Annotated in this window: 14 protein-coding genes and 1 tRNA gene; 5 read left to right on the top strand and 10 right to left on the bottom strand. The window is 56.7% G+C overall.

Going from position 1 to position 16,454, the window contains the following annotated elements; all coding sequences use genetic code 11:
- Positions 1–7: 7 nt before the first annotated feature.
- The 8 genes from PKC29_11320 to trmFO all read right to left on the bottom strand — a co-directional run bounded on the left by PKC29_11320 (position 8) and on the right by trmFO (position 6,579).
- On the bottom strand, positions 8–1,006 hold the full coding sequence (locus PKC29_11320) for an energy transducer TonB (GenBank protein ID HML96009.1): 999 nt from the start codon (positions 1,004–1,006) through the stop codon (positions 8–10).
- A gap of 43 nt (positions 1,007–1,049) precedes the next feature.
- The gene (locus PKC29_11325; protein ID HML96010.1) at positions 1,050–1,877 is read right to left on the bottom strand and encodes an HAD-IIB family hydrolase; all 828 of its coding nucleotides are present in this window, start codon (positions 1,875–1,877) and stop codon (positions 1,050–1,052) included.
- On the bottom strand, positions 1,870–3,078 hold the full coding sequence (locus tag PKC29_11330; protein HML96011.1) for a glycosyl transferase: 1,209 nt from the start codon (positions 3,076–3,078) through the stop codon (positions 1,870–1,872). Before PKC29_11330 ends, PKC29_11325 begins: the two co-directional genes overlap by 8 nt.
- Positions 3,079–3,189: 111 nt before the next feature.
- On the bottom strand, positions 3,190–3,771 hold the full coding sequence (locus tag PKC29_11335; GenBank protein HML96012.1) for a YqaA family protein: 582 nt from the start codon (positions 3,769–3,771) through the stop codon (positions 3,190–3,192).
- A 2-nt stretch (positions 3,772–3,773) separates the two neighbouring features.
- Complete coding sequence (gene surE, locus PKC29_11340) at positions 3,774–4,532, bottom strand: 5'/3'-nucleotidase SurE (GenBank protein HML96013.1); 759 nt, start codon at positions 4,530–4,532, stop codon at positions 3,774–3,776.
- A gap of 108 nt (positions 4,533–4,640) precedes the next feature.
- Positions 4,641–4,717: transfer RNA gene (locus tag PKC29_11345), tRNA-Pro, on the bottom strand.
- A 46-nt stretch (positions 4,718–4,763) separates the two neighbouring features.
- Complete coding sequence (locus PKC29_11350) at positions 4,764–5,108, bottom strand: MerR family transcriptional regulator (GenBank protein HML96014.1); 345 nt, start codon at positions 5,106–5,108, stop codon at positions 4,764–4,766.
- 88 nt (positions 5,109–5,196) lie between these two features.
- The gene (gene trmFO / locus PKC29_11355; protein HML96015.1) at positions 5,197–6,579 is read right to left on the bottom strand and encodes a methylenetetrahydrofolate--tRNA-(uracil(54)-C(5))-methyltransferase (FADH(2)-oxidizing) TrmFO; all 1,383 of its coding nucleotides are present in this window, start codon (positions 6,577–6,579) and stop codon (positions 5,197–5,199) included.
- A gap of 585 nt (positions 6,580–7,164) precedes the next feature.
- Between trmFO and pilB the strand changes: the two genes are divergently transcribed.
- The 5 genes from pilB (at position 7,165) to PKC29_11380 (ending at position 14,509) form a co-directional block, all read left to right on the top strand.
- On the top strand, positions 7,165–8,919 hold the full coding sequence (gene pilB / locus PKC29_11360) for a type IV-A pilus assembly ATPase PilB (GenBank protein HML96016.1): 1,755 nt from the start codon (positions 7,165–7,167) through the stop codon (positions 8,917–8,919).
- A gap of 15 nt (positions 8,920–8,934) precedes the next feature.
- On the top strand, positions 8,935–10,035 hold the full coding sequence (locus PKC29_11365; GenBank protein HML96017.1) for a type IV pilus twitching motility protein PilT: 1,101 nt from the start codon (positions 8,935–8,937) through the stop codon (positions 10,033–10,035).
- A 73-nt stretch (positions 10,036–10,108) separates the two neighbouring features.
- Positions 10,109–11,323 (top strand): type II secretion system F family protein, encoded by a 1,215-nt coding sequence (locus PKC29_11370; GenBank protein HML96018.1) that lies wholly within the window; start codon positions 10,109–10,111, stop codon positions 11,321–11,323.
- 104 nt (positions 11,324–11,427) lie between these two features.
- A complete protein-coding gene (locus PKC29_11375) occupies positions 11,428–13,068 on the top strand; it encodes an ATP-binding protein (protein ID HML96019.1) in 1,641 nt (546 codons plus the stop codon).
- Positions 13,069–13,087: 19 nt separating this feature from the next.
- Positions 13,088–14,509 carry a sigma-54 dependent transcriptional regulator gene (locus PKC29_11380; protein ID HML96020.1) on the top strand — a complete coding sequence of 474 codons (1,422 nt, stop codon included), beginning with the start codon at positions 13,088–13,090 and terminating at the stop codon, positions 14,507–14,509.
- A 37-nt stretch (positions 14,510–14,546) separates the two neighbouring features.
- Here the strand turns inward: PKC29_11380 and PKC29_11385 are convergent, their stop codons facing one another.
- Both PKC29_11385 and miaB read right to left on the bottom strand, forming a co-directional pair.
- The gene (locus PKC29_11385) at positions 14,547–15,023 is read right to left on the bottom strand and encodes a bifunctional nuclease family protein (GenBank protein ID HML96021.1); all 477 of its coding nucleotides are present in this window, start codon (positions 15,021–15,023) and stop codon (positions 14,547–14,549) included.
- A gap of 19 nt (positions 15,024–15,042) precedes the next feature.
- Positions 15,043–16,350 carry a tRNA (N6-isopentenyl adenosine(37)-C2)-methylthiotransferase MiaB gene (gene miaB / locus PKC29_11390; protein HML96022.1) on the bottom strand — a complete coding sequence of 436 codons (1,308 nt, stop codon included), beginning with the start codon at positions 16,348–16,350 and terminating at the stop codon, positions 15,043–15,045.
- Positions 16,351–16,454 lie beyond the last annotated feature (104 nt).

Here is a 16,454-nt window from a genome sequence, read left to right on the forward strand (position 1 = left end):
ATCAGCCCTACCTTATAAACCCGCCGAACTCGTATATGAACGTGGCCTTTATGTTAAGGACCTCGAGCGAGCCCCACGCTTCGGGGAAGGGGGCGAAAGGCGACGCCGCCCTTATGGCCCGCATCGCCTCCTGGTCGAGCCGCGCGTATCCCGAGGATCTCAAGAGCTCTATATTTGCCAGCTCCCCGTTCCTCTTTATGGTGAAGACGAGGTACAACTGGCCCTGCTCCCCGCGTATGCGCGATTCCTGCGGGTATCCCCAGACGCCCTCTATCTGCCTCTTCAGCTTGGCGAAGTAAGAGATGTACTTATACTCCGTCGTGCTGAGCTCGACGGTATCCTCTCTCTTGTTGACGTCTCTCGCGCCCAGGTAGTCCTGCGTGTTCCTCGATTCCTGGGGAAACGTGCTCGGAACGCCGCTGAAAAGGTCCTCCCTCGTTATCTCCGAGGGGTCCTTCGTCGGCGTCTTTTCCCGCGCCGGTTCCTTCGTGGTGGTTTCTTTCTTGAGCTCTTCACGCGGGAGCGCCGCCAGCGCATCCTTTCTCATCTGCTCCTCTTTCTCTACCTGCTTCTTCACTTCCTCGCGCTTGGCGACCTTGGCTTCGGGCTTCTTTTCCGGCTTCTTTTCGACGGGTTTTTCTTTCTTTACCTGGGGCTTCGGCTGTGGTGCGGGGGGGACGGCCGGCACAGGCTGCGCCGGTACGGACGGGGCTCTCTTCGTAAACTTGTCGCGCGTCTTTTCTTCGGGCGCGTCGTGAGACCTCTCCGCGAGACGCTTCGTCTCCTTGGGAGGCTTCGTCTCCTTTTCTTTCGGGACCGGTATATCGGTTATTTCGATGTATTCAGGCTGCTTTTTTTCTTCCTTGGCGACCTTCGGAGCCAAATCCAGCTGGTGGATGACAAAAAATATGAGTAAAAGCAGGTGAAACAGGACGGAGCCGATAATAAAAGGCAGGAGATCGCCCTTTTTCTTCCGCCGCTTGTGCCTTATGTGTATCTGCCTCACGGATTATAATGATACCACTGGGTATTCCCCGATTCTATTGTCCTCAGGGCTCTTTTTCACTAAAGTTGACAATCAGCTTTAATATCGCGGAGTTCCATCCACGGGGCCCCGGGGCGTCCGCGACGGCCATCCCGGTGATGCTGACCCTCTCGTCGTATCCCCCGTCCGGCTTCCGGACGAGAATCGGTATGTCCACCGTCTTCAGCATCGGGAGGTCGTTCAGGCTGTCCCCGATTCCTACGGTCTCGACGACGCCCCATTCCTTCACGTACAGCCCCTTCAGTATGGAAACGGCCTTCCCCTTGTCGCTTTGCCCCAGTATGTGATGGAATCTCCCGCCCTGCGTATGCCTGAGCCCGCGTTTTTCGATTTCGCGGATGACGGTCTCCTCCGCCTCGCTGCCCCCGCCGACGACGAACGGCTCCCCGTATTCCCGCTCCCTGACGAGTCCGGCGTCCTCTTTGCCGAGCCCCGTGAGCTTCACCACTTCCTCGACGCCCATATCCGAGACGCCCCTTATCTCCATGCCGGTCCCGCGGCGTATATCCCCGAGCGCCCGGGCGAGCTCCGCGTGCGGGGTCCCGAGCTCGATTACGAGATACCCGTCTTCCTTCCTGTCGTATACGAAATCCCCGCCGAAATATCCCTCGGGGACGAATATGGCGCCGCCGTTCTCGGAAATGAACGGGTCGTCGTTCCCCGCAAGCCGCCTCCACTTCTCTATCTCGGCCCTGGTCTTGCTCGTAGTGAATACGACGGGGATGTTCTCCGATTCGAGCGCCGCCAATGCCTCCCGGGCGGGCTCGAACGAGTACGTATCGTGGTCGAGCAGCGTTCCGTCGAGGTCCGTGAACAGGACGAGCCTAGGCATTGTCCTTCTCTACGGCGTCCTTAAGCTGATCGAGTATGTCGGGAATTGCCGAAGTGACCCTGCTCCAGTTCGGGATGAGCGGCGAGCCCAGCGGGTCTTCGAGGAACTGATGGCTCGCGATCCTTATCCCCTTGGCGAACGTCTCCACGGCGAGCCCCTCGTCGTGCCTGTCGAAGAAAAGGCCGTTTATGGCTGCGTCGTCCTCGTACATCTTTATAGTGTCCTGCGCGATCTTAAGATAAGTGACGAGAAGCGTGTTGAATATGTTGTCCGAGAATACGACCCCCTCGGACGAAAGCGTCCTGAAGAGCGACTGCGATATGTCTGCGCACATCTTGAGGAGCCCCCCCTTCTGGTCGTCGGGCGAGACTTCCTGGTGCTTGTGGTCGTAATTGTCCGCAAGGTCCACCTGGCACACCCTCTTTAAGGAAACGTTCCTGAACACCTCCGCGAGCGAGCCCACTTCGAGCCCCCAGTCGGCCGGGATCCTGTTCACCCTCACGAGGTCCGTCCTCATCGAGAACTCCCCGGCCAGCGGATACCTGAAGCTGTCCAGGTATTCCAGGAACGGCAGGTGCCCGAATATCTTTTTAAGCGCCCTCACGACGGGGGATATAAAAAGCCGGGTCACCCTTCCGAACATCCTGTCCGTAACCCTCGAATAGTAGCCCTTACAGAACTCGTAATCCATGTTCGGGTTCGCGAGCGGGTAACAGAGCCTCGCCAGAAGCTCGCGCGAATACGTCAGGATGTCGCAGTCGTGAAGGGCTATCACCTCGCTCTTCTCGCCGGCGAGGACGTATCCGTACGCTATCCACGCGGCCCTTCCTTTTCCGGGGTCGCCCGCATGAAGACGGTTCTCTTTCAGGAGATTGAATACGGACGTCATCCTCTCCCCGTCGTCCCATATTATCTTGTAGTTCTGGGGCAGGATCGAAAAATAATCCTGCGCGTGCCTGAACTCGGCCTCGTTCGCCCTTCCGAGCGTTATGACTATTTCGTTCAGGTATTTAACGTCCTTGAGCTTCTTCAATATGTCCTTGAGAGCTTTTCTCTTGAGCTCCGAGTAAAGGCACGGGAGGACGAGCGCGACGGGCCGCGTCTCGCAAAACTCTTCGAGCTCCTCTTCGAGCTGTGAAACGTTGTTCCTGTTAAGCCTGTGAAGTGTCGAAATCCTTTCCGATTGATAAAAGTCACTCATTCTAGTTGCCTCCGGACGTAGAAGGATAACATATACGTTATGGCCACCGTAACTTTTTCAGTGTTTCGGCCGAAATGGGGAGAATTAAAATTCCCGCACGGCGGGGGTTTGTCAAAATAAATATTTGACGCCGACGAGTCCGAGAACGAGAAGAACGAAGAAAAGTGTAACCAGTAAATTGAAATACTTGTCTATAAATGATTTTATGCCGGAGCCGAAGAAGTATATAAGCCCCGCTTCGAGAAAGAACCTCGCCGACCTCCCTATAACCGAGGCCGCTATCAGGGCAGCGAGGCTTATCTGGAACACCCCTGCGGTAACCGTAAAAACCTTGTACGGAATTGGAGTAACCGCCGCGGTAAGTACGGCGATAAAGGCGTTATTCTCATACTGCGTCCCGACGAGCTCGAACACCTCGCGGCTGAAAACGTATGCAAAGAAGAAATCGTCGACGAGCTCCCATATCGCCCATCCTATGAGATAACCGAATATGCCTCCCAGGACGGACATCGCCGAGCATATGGCGGCGTACCTGAAAGACCTCTCGGGCTTCCCCATGCAAAGGGCCATGAGCAGAGGATCCGGCGGAACCGGAAAAATCGAAGACTCGACGAACGATACCAGGGACAGCGCCGGCACCCCGTACCTCGTATCCGCCCACGCCAGCACCCAGTCGTATATCCTTCTTATCATGCTCAGGGCCTTTCGGGCAGGTCCCCCCTCAATTTGTCCAGAAATCCGTAATCCGTAAGGTCGAGGCTTATGGGGGTCACCGACACGTATCCGCTCTTGACGGCCGTTATGTCCGAGTTCTCTATGTCTACCGACCCGAGCTCGTACCCGCCGATCCAGTAATACTTCTTCCCGCGCGGGTCCACCTTCTCCACTATCGGCTCGCCGTAGATCCGCTTTCCCTGTCTCGTCACGAGCACGCCCCTTATGTCGCCCTGCGGCATGTGCGGCACGTTCACGTTAAGTATCGTCGCCGGCGGAAGCTTCGAGCGGAGAACGTACTCCGCTATGAGCTTCGAATAATAGGCCGCCGCCTCGAAATTAAAGTCCACCTTCGTCGCGAGCGAAACGGCAATAGACGGCACACCCAGGAGCGCACCCTCCATCGCTGCGCTCACGGTCCCCGAATACGTTATGTCGTCCCCCAGGTTCTCGCCCTTGTTTATCCCCGAGACGACGATATCGATTTTGCGGTCCTTGAGTATTCCGTTAACGGCGATGTTGATACAATCCGTCGGCGTCCCGTCCACTGTATAAACGTTGTCCGATATACGTTCTATCCTGAGCGGCCGGTAAAGGCTCAGCGAATGGCTCACGGCGCTCTGGTCCCTGTCCGGAGCGACCACGAACACCTCGCCCAGGTCCTTTAAAGTCTCGTGCAGCTTGTGAAGTCCTTCCGAATTTATTCCGTCGTCGTTAGATATAAGTATAGTGGGCGGCATGGCTGTTTCCGGCAAAGGCTCGGCCTAAAGCAATAGAAAATACACAATTACCCTCACGGGGCAAGTGCCGTGCGCGTAAATACTTTAACTCTCACTGAAAATATATCGTGGTCGGGGTGGCCGGAATCGAACCGGCGACCCTCGGCACCCCATGCCGATGCGCTACCAAGCTGCGCTACACCCCGCCTGATTAAACTGGATAGCCTGAGTTATAAAGGGGAAAACGAAACTTCATCCAAGATTCTGCTTTATGGACTTCAGCTCGCCCAGGATCTCATGCAGCAGAACGTTGACCTTCGTGCTGACCCGTTTCTGGCTGGCCTCTTCCTTGAGCTTTTTCTTCGCCCCGGCTATGGTGAAGTTCTGATCGTAAAGCATATTCTTGATCTTTATGATCGTGTGAATAGCTTCCCTGTCGTATAGCCTCTGGGACTTTCTCCTGATAGGCGCGATCTCCTCGAACTCGCTCTCCCAGTACCTGAGCACGTAGGGTTTTATTCCCGTGAAATCGCTCACTTCACCTATCCGGAAGTATATTTTATCCGGAAGACTGACTTCCGCCCTGTTCTGAAGCATAATGTAAAAATTAGACCACTTTATTATAAATGTCAAGTAAAGTTTATGAATTCCCTGAAGTCTTGAAAGCCCCCGCAGCCGCGTTTTTTCAGCTTTGGCTTACGCTCGTAAACCTCGCTCGCGACTGACTTAATTCGCTCTCCTGGGCATGGGCGAAGCCGCCTATCGCAAAGAGCGCCCTCTCGGCCACGGCCCCCTTCCTCTCCGCCTTCCGCACCTTCCCCGGAAGGGCCGGGAAGAGTCCGAAATTGATGTTCATGGGCTGGAATTTCTTAATGCCCGCATCTGTTATGTAACCGAGGAGCGACCCTATCGCCGTCTCCCTCGGCGGCACGGTCGGCTCTCTCCCCGAAGCGAGCCTCGCGGCGTTTATCCCCGCTATTATTCCCATGGCTGCCGATTCCGCATACCCCTCGACGCCGACGATCTGCCCCGCGAAAAACAGCATGGGGTCCGTCTTCGTCTGGAGCGTCGGCCGGAGAAGCGCGGGCGAATTAATATATGTGTTCCTGTGAACGCTCCCGTATCTCATGAACTCTGCGTTCTCGAGCCCGGGGATCATCCTGAATATGCGCCTCTGCTCGGGATACCTGAGCTTCGTCTGAAACCCGACGATGTTGAACATCGTCCCCTCCGGGTTCTCGGCCCGGAGCTGAATCACGGCAAAGGGCGTCTTCCCCGTCCGGGGGTCCTTAAGGCCGACGGGCTTTGCGGGCCCGAATCTCAGCGTATCGATTCCCCTCTCGACAATAACCTCGACGGGAAGGCAGCTCTCGAAATATATCCCCTTCTCGAAGTCCCTGGTCTCTATCTTCTCCGCGTTCGCAAGCTCCCGGACGAGCCTGTAATACTCCTCGCTGTCCAGGGGGCAGTTTAGATAATCCCCCTCTTCGGTCTCCCCGTCCTCGTAGCGGGACGCCCTGAAGACCTTCGTGTAGTCTATCGACTCCGCGTCCACGATGGGCGATATCGCGTCGTAAAAATAAAGGTCCGGCCCTTCCGACATCCCCCTTATTCTTTCCGAAAGGGCCTCCGACGTTAGCGGTCCCGTGGCAATAATATGCGGCCGCGTGAGATGCCCGGGTATCTCGGTGAATTCCTCCCTCACGAGCTCTATGAGCGGCTCCGCTTCTATCCTCTCCGTTATATATTCGGCAAACCTGACCCTGTCCACGGCAAGCGCCTTCCCCGCCGGGACGCGCGTCCTGTCGGCCGCCTCTATGACGAGAGAGCCGAGCCTCCTCATCTCCTCCTTCAGTATGCCGCTCGCGTTCTCCATTGAATCCGACTTGAGGGAATTGCTGCACACCAGCTCCCCGAGGTCCCCGGTGCTGTGCGCGGGCGACATCGTCCCCGGTCTCATCTCGTAGAGCCTGACGCCGATCCCGGCCTTCGCGGCCTGGTTCGCGGCCTCCACCCCGGCGAGCCCGCCGCCGGCTATAACGATCTTCGCTTCGGACATGGCGTTTATTCTACCTGACCCGGATCGGCCTCATCACGGGCTATTCTCTATCGCCGCCGGCATTAAAAGGCCCTGTTTAAAATTTGTCCATCCCCCTCCCAAAAGCGCCTTGTGCTCGGTTGAAACGCAGCATTTGTGACAATTTGAGGACCGTTTCCCACAATATTTGTCATATGAAACACCTGCCGGAGCCGTACGGCGGGGGAAAGCCATGGTAAGGTATTGTTATTATAGAAACTTGTATTCTTTAAGACGGGGCGGCGAGCTTTGGCATATAATTTGCTAAAATATCATAATATATTGCGCTTTCAGCACGGATTGACATTAAAACGTAATAACAGTATACAATGTCATGGGATGGTGAATTGGAAGAATGACTTATAAAACCATGGATGGGAAGCCGGGGCTGTAGAGGCAGGTGCTCACAAAATCGACAAAAGGCTTCCGTGGCGTGCCGAAACCGCCGGGCCGCATCCGCCGTTAATCCCCGTCAGGGCGTTCTCACCATCCCGCTGATTAATCCGTACGGCTCCGGCCGCGCAAAAGCGCCGGCGAAAGACACGTAAACGAGTGCAAGAGAATTACAGGATTCCGATGAAGGAACAACGAGTAAGCGCACAGATGGGCGACATACTGATCAAGGAAGACGTCATCAACCTCGATCAGCTCAAGACCGCCATACAGGAACAGAGGGAAACGGGCAAGAGGCTGGGCGAAACCCTCCTCAATCTCGGCTACATAGACGAGCACCAGCTCGTCGCCTACCTCAGCAAGCAGTATGGCGTTCCCGCAATCAACCTCGACCAGTTCGACATATCCCACGACATACTGAAGTCCGTAACCAGGGAAACGGCGATAAAGCACAAGCTCATTCCCATAAGCAAATCGGGCTCGACGCTCGTCGTCGCGATGTCCGACCCGTCCAACATATTCGCCGTCGACGACCTCAAATTCGCCACCGGGAACAACATCGAAGTCGTGGTCACGTCCGAAAGGTCGATACGTAACGCCATAGAAAGGTTCTACGGCTCCCAGCAGGAATGGGAGGACGCCCAAAAGGCCCGCGAGAGCACGGCGGCGGTAGACAGGCTCCTCGGCGACCTCGACGATTTCCTCATCGAGATAAGCGGCGAGGAAAACATAGACATAAACGACCTCGAAAAGGCTTCCGAGGAAGCCCCGGTCATAAAGCTCGTAAACCACCTTCTCATGGATTCCATAAGGAAGGGCGCGAGCGACATACACATCGAGCCCTACGAAAAGGAGCTCCGCGTAAGGTACAGGATAGACGGCGTCCTCTACGACATCATGCGCCCGCCGCTAAAGCTCAAGAACGCGGTCACGTCCAGGATAAAGGTCATGTCCAACCTCGACATCGCCGAAAGGAGGCTTCCCCAGGACGGGCGAATAAAAGTGAAGCTCGGCCAGGGGAGGACGATGGAATACAGGGTATCCGTCGTCCCGACGCTCTTCGGCGAAAAGGTCGTAATGAGGATTCTCGACAAGGAATCCCTGAAGCTCGACCTCACCAAGCTCGGTTTCTACGACCAGCAGCTCGACGTATTCAAGAAATCCATATACCAGCCCTACGGCATGGTCCTCATAACCGGTCCCACGGGGAGCGGTAAAACGACCACCCTCTACTCCTCTCTAATGGACCTTAACCGTACGGACGTCAACATCTCCACGGCCGAAGACCCGGTCGAGTACAGCCTTCCCGGCATAAACCAGGTCCAGGTGCACGAAGAGATAGGTCTCACTTTCGCCTCCTGCCTGAGGTCGTTTCTAAGGCAGGACCCCGACGTCATACTCGTCGGCGAAATAAGGGACTACGAAACGGCCGAGATAGCGATAAAATCGGCGCTCACCGGGCACCTCGTCCTCTCGACCCTCCACACGAACGACGCGCCGTCCACGATAACGAGGCTCCTCAACATGGGCGTCGAGCCCTTCCTCGTAACGGCGTCGCTTAACTCCATCGTTGCGCAGAGGCTCGTCAGGGTCGCGTGCTCCTCCTGCAAGCAGCAGGTTGACGTCCCTCCGCAGCTGCTCATCGACCTCGGCGTTTCGCCCAAGGACGTTTCCGATTTCGTCGTCTACAAGGGCGTGGGCGAGGGGTGCAAGACGTGCTCCGGCACGGGCTACAAGGGCCGCCTCGCGGTGTTCGAAGTGATGGAGATAAACGAGGAGCTCAAGGAATTCATACTGAGCGGCGCCTCGGCTCTCGAAATAAAACGCGAGGCCATAAGGCAGGGGATGATGACCTTAAGGCAAAGCGCACTCGTAAAGCTCAAGCAGGGCATAACCACCATAGAAGAAGTAGTGAGGAACACGGCCGCCGATGACTGATCGGAGAATATATAAATGGGACTCGCAATAGATAAACTCTTAAAACTCGTTGTAGAGAACGGAGCGTCCGACCTTCACATCACGGCGGGCGTCCCGCCGATGTTGAGGATCGACGGCAAGCTCGTGCCCGTAAAGCACCCTCCGCTCACCCCGCAGGAAACCAAGGACATCTGCTACAGCGTGCTGACGGACATGCAGAAGCACAGGTTCGAGGAGAACTGGGAGCTCGACTTCTCCTTCGGCCTCGAGAGCCTCGGGCGTTTCCGCGGCAACGTATTCACGCAAAAGGGCGCGGTAGCCGGGGCGTTCAGGCTCCTCCCGTTCGTCCTCAAGAGCTACCAGGACCTGGGCCTCCCGCCCGTTCTCGCCGAGCTCGCACGAAAGCCGCGTGGCCTCATACTCGTAACCGGGCCCACCGGCTCGGGCAAGACGACCACCCTCGCGAGCGTCGTCGACCAGGTAAATAAAGAGCGCCACGAGCACATAGTAACCATAGAAGACCCTATAGAATACGTATTCGACCACAAGAACTGCATAGTGAACCAGCGAGAAGTCGGGAGCGACACCAAGAGCTTCGCGAACGCGCTGAAGAGCGTCCTCCGCGAAGACCCGGACGTCGTTCTCATCGGCGAGCTCCGCGACCTCGAAACGATAAAGATAGCGCTCACGCTCTCCGAGACGGGGCACCTCACGCTGGCGACGCTTCACACGAACACGGCTGTCCAGACGATTAACCGCGTCATCGACGTCTTCCCGCCCCACGAGCAGTCCCAGGTAAGGGCGCAGCTCTCCTTCGTCCTCGAAGGCATACTCTGCCAGACCCTCATTCCGAAGATAGGCGGCGGCAGGGTGCTTGCGGTCGAAGTGCTCGTCCCCAACCCGGCCATACGTAACCTCATCCGCGAGGACAAGGTCCACCAGATCTACTCCCAGCAGCAGATAGGCCAGGAAAAATGGAAGATGCAGACCTTGAACCAGTCCCTCACCGACCTCTACATGAGGAGGCTCATAACCCTCGAAGACGCCGTTTCCAAGTCACAGGAGCCGGACGAGATAAAACGCATGATCTCCGAGCGCTCCTCCGGCGATGGGGGAAAGGAAAGGGCTGCGAGGTGAGGGATAAGATGCTCCATTCCTTCGTCACGAGTTTATCCCCCGATTTCCCGAAACGCCGGGGGAGGGTGCGCTGATGCCCGTATTCGTCTGGCAGGGAAGGGCTGCGGGCGTCCTAAAGAAGGGCGAGATGGAGGCCCCCAGCAAGTCCGCTGTACTGGCGCGTCTCCGCCAGATGCAGATACAGCCCATCCCGAACCGCATAAAGGAAAAGGGAAAGCTCTTCGATTTCGCGCTCGCGCTGGGCGGCGTCTCGACGAGGGACCTCGTCGTCTTCACGCGCCAGCTCTCGACGATGATAGACGCAGGTCTTCCTCTCGTCCGCGGGCTCGACATCATAGCCTCACAGAACCCCAATAAAAAATTCAAGGAAATAGTGACGAGGGTAAAGGAAGACGTCGAGGGCGGCTCCACGTTCGCCGAGGCCCTCGGCAAGCATCCGAAGGTCTTCAGCAACCTCTACACGCAGCTCATAAGGGCGGGCGAGACGGGCGGCGTTCTCGACGTCATTCTCCAGAGGCTCGCCACGTATCTCGAAAAGATGGATTCCATAAAACGGAAGATAAAAGGGGCGATGATCTACCCCTCCATCGTCATCAGCGTCGCCATACTCGTCCTCGCAATCGTCATAATATTCGTGGTCCCGGTCTTCGCCGAAATGTTCAAGGACATGGGGACGTCCCTCCCCGCCCTGACCCAGGCGGTCGTGGACCTCAGCTTCTTCATACGGCACAACATACTCTACATACTGATCGCGGTCGCGGCCGTATTCTTCTTCACGGGATTCCTGTACAGCAGGTCCTACAGGGCGAGGAGGATATTCGACGCGTTTCTCTTAAAGCTCTGGCTCGTCGGGCCGCTCATGCTGAAAACGATAGTATCCCGGTTCTGCCGCACGCTCGCCACGCTCACGGCCGGCGGTATCGCGATACTCGACGGCCTCGAGATAACCGCCCGGGCCTCGGGAAATATCATCACCGAAGAGGCCATAATGGACGCCAGGAAGGCCGTCAGCGAGGGCCAGACCCTCGCCGAGCCGCTCATGGCGAGGCCCAAGCTCTTCCCGCCGATGGTGGTCCAGATGATTTCGGTCGGCGAGCAGACGGGTGCCCTCGAAGACATGCTTAACAAAATCGCCGATTTCTACGAGGAGGAGGTTGATATCGCCGTCGCGTCCCTGCTTTCGGCGCTCGAGCCCCTCATGATAACTTTCCTCGGCGCCACGGTCGGCGTCATAGTCGTTTCCATGTACCTGCCTATGTTCAAACTCATATCGGCGATGGCGGGATGAGCGCGCCGATTTCCGTGCGGGACGGTTCATGTCTGATGCATGTAGTCAACAGTAACCGCGTGCCGCTTTTTCGGCGGCCCGGATTGCAGGTGTCGGGGTAAAAGATGAGAGTTCTTCAGGGCCCGGAAGCCGGGCTTAAAAGCGCGGTAGTCTTGAGGGTCATAGTGACCACGATACTGCTCGGCTCGGGGGCCGCGATCTACTACGGCAAGGGGGCGAGGCAGGAGGCGTTTTACCTCGCCGTCGTGGTGGCCGCGGTATATTTCCTGAGCCTCGTGTATCTCCTCCTCCTGCCCCTCGTTTCCCGGTACCAGGCGGTCTTCAAGATAACGCAGATAGTATTCGACATGGCCCTCGCGTCCGTCGTGGTTTACATGACAGGGGGCAGGACGAGCCCATTCATATTCCTTTACGTCCTCATAATAATCTATTCGAGCATAATCCTTAACAAGACGGCCAGCTACGTCACGGCTCTCGCGTCCGGGGTCATATACATCCTCATAGTCTTCACCAGGATGCGGCTCGAGATGCCCCCCGGGGCCGGGCATACGCTCCGGGATTCCATCTCCATGTGGGGCGAGGTAGGGCTCGTCTCGACATATTTCCACCTCACCGGCTTTCTCCTGATAGCCATACTCGCCGGTTACCTGTCCGAGCGGTTCAGCACAGCCGGAAAGGAGCTCGGCGAAAGCGAGCGCAGCCTCGAGATGCTCCGGAACCTCCACGAATACATCCTCCAGAGCCTGACGAGCGGCGTCATCACGCTCGACCTCCAGGGGAAGATCATATCGGTCAACAAAACAGGGCTCGAAATCCTCGGCATAGGCAGCGAGGGCGAAATCTACGGAAAACACCTCGGCGATTACATGTCGGGCCTTCACTTCGAGGACCTCATCGCGAGGAAAAGGGAGCAGATGCTCTACACGACCCCGGGCGGCGGAAAGCTCACGCTCGGCTTCTCGTCCTCGGACCTCAAGGACCCCGAGGGCACGACACAGGGATACATCATAATCTTCCAGGACCTCACCGAGGTAAAAGAGCTCGAAGACAGGCTCAGGACGTCCGAGAAAATGGCCCTACTAGGCCAGCTCGCCGCGGGCCTCGCGCACGAGCTCCGAAACCCCCTCTCGGCCATCAGCGGCGCCGTCGAAATCCTTAGCGCCGAGGTAAAACCGACGGAAGAGAATCTCCGCCTTTCCAGGATGGCCACGCAGGAGGTCGAAAGGCTCAACCTCCTCGTCGAGGACTTCCTTATATTGACCATGCCCATACAAAAGCTGACGGCCTCCGTCGACCTCGGCCTCATAGTCGCCGATACGGCCGAGTCCTTCATCAAGACCATAAGGCGAAGCAACATCGAAATAATAAACGAGGTACAGACCGGCATCTACGTCCAGGCCGACTCCTACAAGCTTAAACAGGCGCTCTGGAACCTGCTTACGAACTCCGTCGACGCCATGCCCGTTGGCGGCTCGATAACAATCAAATCGAGCGTCGAGGACGGGAGCGTCGTGATAGAAATCACCGACGAGGGGAAGGGCATAGACGAGCGCCTCATATCCAGGATATTCGATCCCTTTTTCACGACGAAAGAAGTCGGCACGGGGCTCGGTCTTGCAATTGTACAAAAGGTTATAGAAGGTTATAATGGAAAGATAAACGTAGTAAGCTCCCAGGGAAAAGGGGCTACTTTCGTTATAACTTTGCCCCGATTTGAAGAGGCGCCTTCAGATGTTATCCATTGACCCGAACCGGAGGTTCTAGATGTCGGAGAATGAAAGCCGTATCCTGGTCGTAGACGACGAGCCGGGAATGCGCGAATTCCTCGAAATCATGCTGCAAAAGGACGGCTACAACGTCGATACGGCGGCCGACGGTCCGGAGGCGATAGACAAAATAGAGCAGAGCCTTTTCGATCTGGCCATAGTGGACATCCAGATGCCCATACTGAACGGCATCGAGGTCTTAAAGAAGGTCAGCGAAAAGAGCCCCGACACGACGGTCATCATGGTCACCGCCTACGCTTCGCACGAAACCGCGATCGAGGCCATGAAGCTCGGCGCCTACGACTACATCACGAAGCCGTTCAAGATCGACGAGATAAAGCTCGTAATAAAAAAGGCCCTCGACAAGAAGAAGCTCGAGCGCGAGAACACGCGGCTACGTAAAGAGCTCGAAACCCAGTACGGCTTCGGCAACATAATCGGCAGGAGCCCCGCCATAGTAAAGGTCTTCGAGCTCATAAAAAGGGTGGCGGAGCTCAACGTCAGCGTTCTCATCACCGGCGAAAGCGGCACGGGCAAGGAGCTCGTCGCCCGCGCGGTCCACTACAGCGGCTCCCGCCGCGACAGGCCCTTCGTCCCCGTAAACTGCGGGGCCATTCCCGAGGCGCTCATGGAGAGCGAGCTCTTCGGGTACAAAAAAGGGGCCTTCACCGGCGCGATGAAGGACAAAAAAGGGTTATTCGAAGAGGCCCATACGGGGACGATATTCCTCGACGAGATAGGCGACCTCCCGCTTCACCTCCAGGTAAAGCTCCTCCGCGTTCTCGAAGACAAGAAGGTAAGGCCGCTGGGCGGCACCGACGCCGTAACGGTCGACGTCAGGGTTATAGCCGCAACCAACAAAAAGCTCGAGGAAGAGGTCACGGCCGGCAGGTTCAGGGAAGACCTGTTCTACAGGCTCAACGTTATAAAAATAATCCTCCCGGGGCTCAGGGAAAGGCGGATAGACGTCTCCCCGCTCGCCATACACTTCATAAACAAGTACTCCCTCGAAATGGGGAAGGACATACGGGGCATATCGCCCAAGGCGCTCGAAGTCCTCGAAAACTACCACTACCCGGGCAACGTGCGTGAGCTCGAAAACATCATAGCCCGCTGCGTCGCGCTCGAATCGTCCAACGTCATCAGGCAGGAAACCCTCCCTCAGCTCGTTACGGGCAAGGACTACCTCGACCTCGATACCAGCTTTTCGTCCAACTCCAGCCTCGACACCCTTCTCGGCGACGTCGAAAGGAAGATGATCGAAAAGGCGCTCCGTACGACGAACGGCAACAAAACCGAAGCCGCGAGGCTCCTCGGGATCACGCTCCGGTCCCTCCGGTACAGGCTCGCGAAGCACGAGCTCGACGACGACAACGAAGGCGAGGTCGATTCCATGGTCGACGAAGCCGGAGAGCTTTAAAGTCTTGGGGCAGGGAAGACGGCGGGGAAAATCCGGATCACATCTTGTACTTCCCGAAGTCTCCTTCGGGGATCTTCTCTAAAAGCTCGTTAAGCTTTTCCTTGTCCTCGTCTATCTCGATTTTCTTCGATTTTTCGAGGACCTCCTCGTTAACGAAAATAGGCGAGTCGGTTCTTAAGGCTACCGCTATTGCGTCGCTCGGCCGTGAATCGAGCGAGTACTCTTCGTTGTCCCTCTTTAAGTAAATCCTGGCGTAAAACGTGTCGTCCCTAAGGTCCGTCACCTCGATCTTGGTCACGACGAATTTTAATTTTTCCAGAAGATTCTTTATCAGGTCGTGGGTGATCGGGCGCACGCGCGGAGTCTTTTCGAGCTCCATCGCTATGGAGCTCGCCTCCATGAAGCCTATCCATATCGGAAGTGTTTTTTCGTTCCCGGTGTCTTTCAGTATAACTATCGGGGTGTTCGTAAACGGGTCCAGTGCTATTCCGGACACTTTCATCAGAAGAAACATTCGACACCTCCTTTATAAATTATACCGATAGTTCCCCCCGAATGGAATTGGAAAGACCCTCGCTTATCCTCACACGGACAACGCTTCCGACGAGAGAGGCAGGGCCTTTGAAGTTGGCGATCCTGTTGTGACTTGTCCTTCCGCTGACGGATTCAGGGTCGTGTTTGCTCAGCCCCTCGACGAGAACCTCCTCCGTCTTTCCAACCCTCTCCACGTTCTTTCTGAGCGTGATTTCCTTCTGAAAGGCCTGGAGCTCCATGAGCCTCGCGCCCGCCGTTTCGTCGGGTATCGCCTCTTCTTTCGGAAGCCCGGCGGCCGGTGTCCCCGGGCGGGGAGAGAACTTGAACGAGAACGAGCTCTCGAACTCCACCTCCCTCATGAGGTCCATAGTGTCCTCGAAGTCGCGGTCGGTCTCCCCCGGGTATCCGACGATGATGTCCGTCGATATCGCCAGGTCCGGAACGGCGTCCTTTAGCCGCTTCACGGTATCCGAAAACCACTCCCTCGTGTAGGTCCTCTTCATAAGGGCGAGCACCCTGTTCGAGCCCGACTGCACCGGGAGATGTATGTGCCTGCAGACCTTGTCCACGTCCCTCATCGCGTCTATCATTCTCTTCGTGATGTCCCTCGGGTAGGACGTGGTGAACCTTATCCTCTCGAGGCCGTCTATGTCGGCGGCGGCCCTTAGGAGGTCGCCGAACTTGTACCCGTTCTCCTTCCACGAATTCACTGTCTGGCCGACGAACGTGATTTCCCTGACGCCCTTCGCGGCGAGATTCCCGGCCTCCCGCAATATCTCGGCGAGCGGCCTGTTCACTTCGTCCCCCCGGACGTGCGGCACTATGCAATACGAGCACTTCTTGTTGCACCCCTGCTGCACGGACACGAAGGCTGTCACCTTCCCTTCCCTGTGATAGGGCTCGACCTCGAACAGCTCTTCCACGTCGTACGAGGTCTCGACGGGCCTCTCCTTCGCCTGCTCTATACGCGATATAAGCTCCGGGAGCCTCGGTATCGCCCTCGGCCCGAGGACGAAATCGAGGTGCGGTATCTTCTGGAGGAGCCTGTCCCCGTAAAGCTGCGCCACGCAGCCCGCGACCCCTAAAATCATGTCCGGCTTGCTCGCCTTCAAATGCTTGTACTTCCCGAGCCCGCTGAAGGCCTTCTGGTCGGCCTTGTCCCTTATGGCGCACGTATTCACGATAACGATGTCCGCCTCTTCGGGGGTATCCACGGGCCTCCCGCCGACGGCATTCCGTATCCTGTCCGAGTCGTACTCGTTCATCTGGCAGCCGTACGTTTCTATGTATATGAGCTTATTCCGCATGTGCCTCAAATTTAACGTTGACCCGCCGGCAAGTCAAGAAAAGAACAGGGGTGAGAAACCGGCGGTTATGATGTACTTTATAAACTATATTCTATATATATAAC

This window comes from Thermodesulfobacteriota bacterium (assembly GCA_035325995.1).
Lineage (GTDB): Bacteria > Desulfobacterota_D > UBA1144 > Nemesobacterales > UBA2774 > JADLGH01.

What these genes read in the sequence shown, in the direction of transcription:
- PKC29_11325 (HML96010.1), bottom strand. Translation starts at nt 1,877, where the DNA reads ATGCCTAGGCTCGTCCTGTTCACGGACCTCGACGGAACGCTGCTCGAC.
- PKC29_11330 (HML96011.1), bottom strand. Translation starts at nt 3,078, where the DNA reads ATGAGTGACTTTTATCAATCGGAAAGGATTTCGACACTTCACAGGCTT.
- PKC29_11335 (HML96012.1), bottom strand. Translation starts at nt 3,771, where the DNA reads ATGATAAGAAGGATATACGACTGGGTGCTGGCGTGGGCGGATACGAGG.
- surE (HML96013.1), bottom strand. Translation starts at nt 4,532, where the DNA reads ATGCCGCCCACTATACTTATATCTAACGACGACGGAATAAATTCGGAA.
- PKC29_11350 (HML96014.1), bottom strand. Translation starts at nt 5,108, where the DNA reads ATGCTTCAGAACAGGGCGGAAGTCAGTCTTCCGGATAAAATATACTTC.
- pilB (HML96016.1), top strand. Translation starts at nt 7,165, where the DNA reads ATGAAGGAACAACGAGTAAGCGCACAGATGGGCGACATACTGATCAAG.
- PKC29_11365 (HML96017.1), top strand. Translation starts at nt 8,935, where the DNA reads ATGGGACTCGCAATAGATAAACTCTTAAAACTCGTTGTAGAGAACGGA.
- PKC29_11370 (HML96018.1), top strand. Translation starts at nt 10,109, where the DNA reads ATGCCCGTATTCGTCTGGCAGGGAAGGGCTGCGGGCGTCCTAAAGAAG.
- PKC29_11375 (HML96019.1), top strand. Translation starts at nt 11,428, where the DNA reads ATGAGAGTTCTTCAGGGCCCGGAAGCCGGGCTTAAAAGCGCGGTAGTC.
- PKC29_11380 (HML96020.1), top strand. Translation starts at nt 13,088, where the DNA reads ATGTCGGAGAATGAAAGCCGTATCCTGGTCGTAGACGACGAGCCGGGA.
- PKC29_11385 (HML96021.1), bottom strand. Translation starts at nt 15,023, where the DNA reads ATGTTTCTTCTGATGAAAGTGTCCGGAATAGCACTGGACCCGTTTACG.
- miaB (HML96022.1), bottom strand. Translation starts at nt 16,350, where the DNA reads ATGCGGAATAAGCTCATATACATAGAAACGTACGGCTGCCAGATGAAC.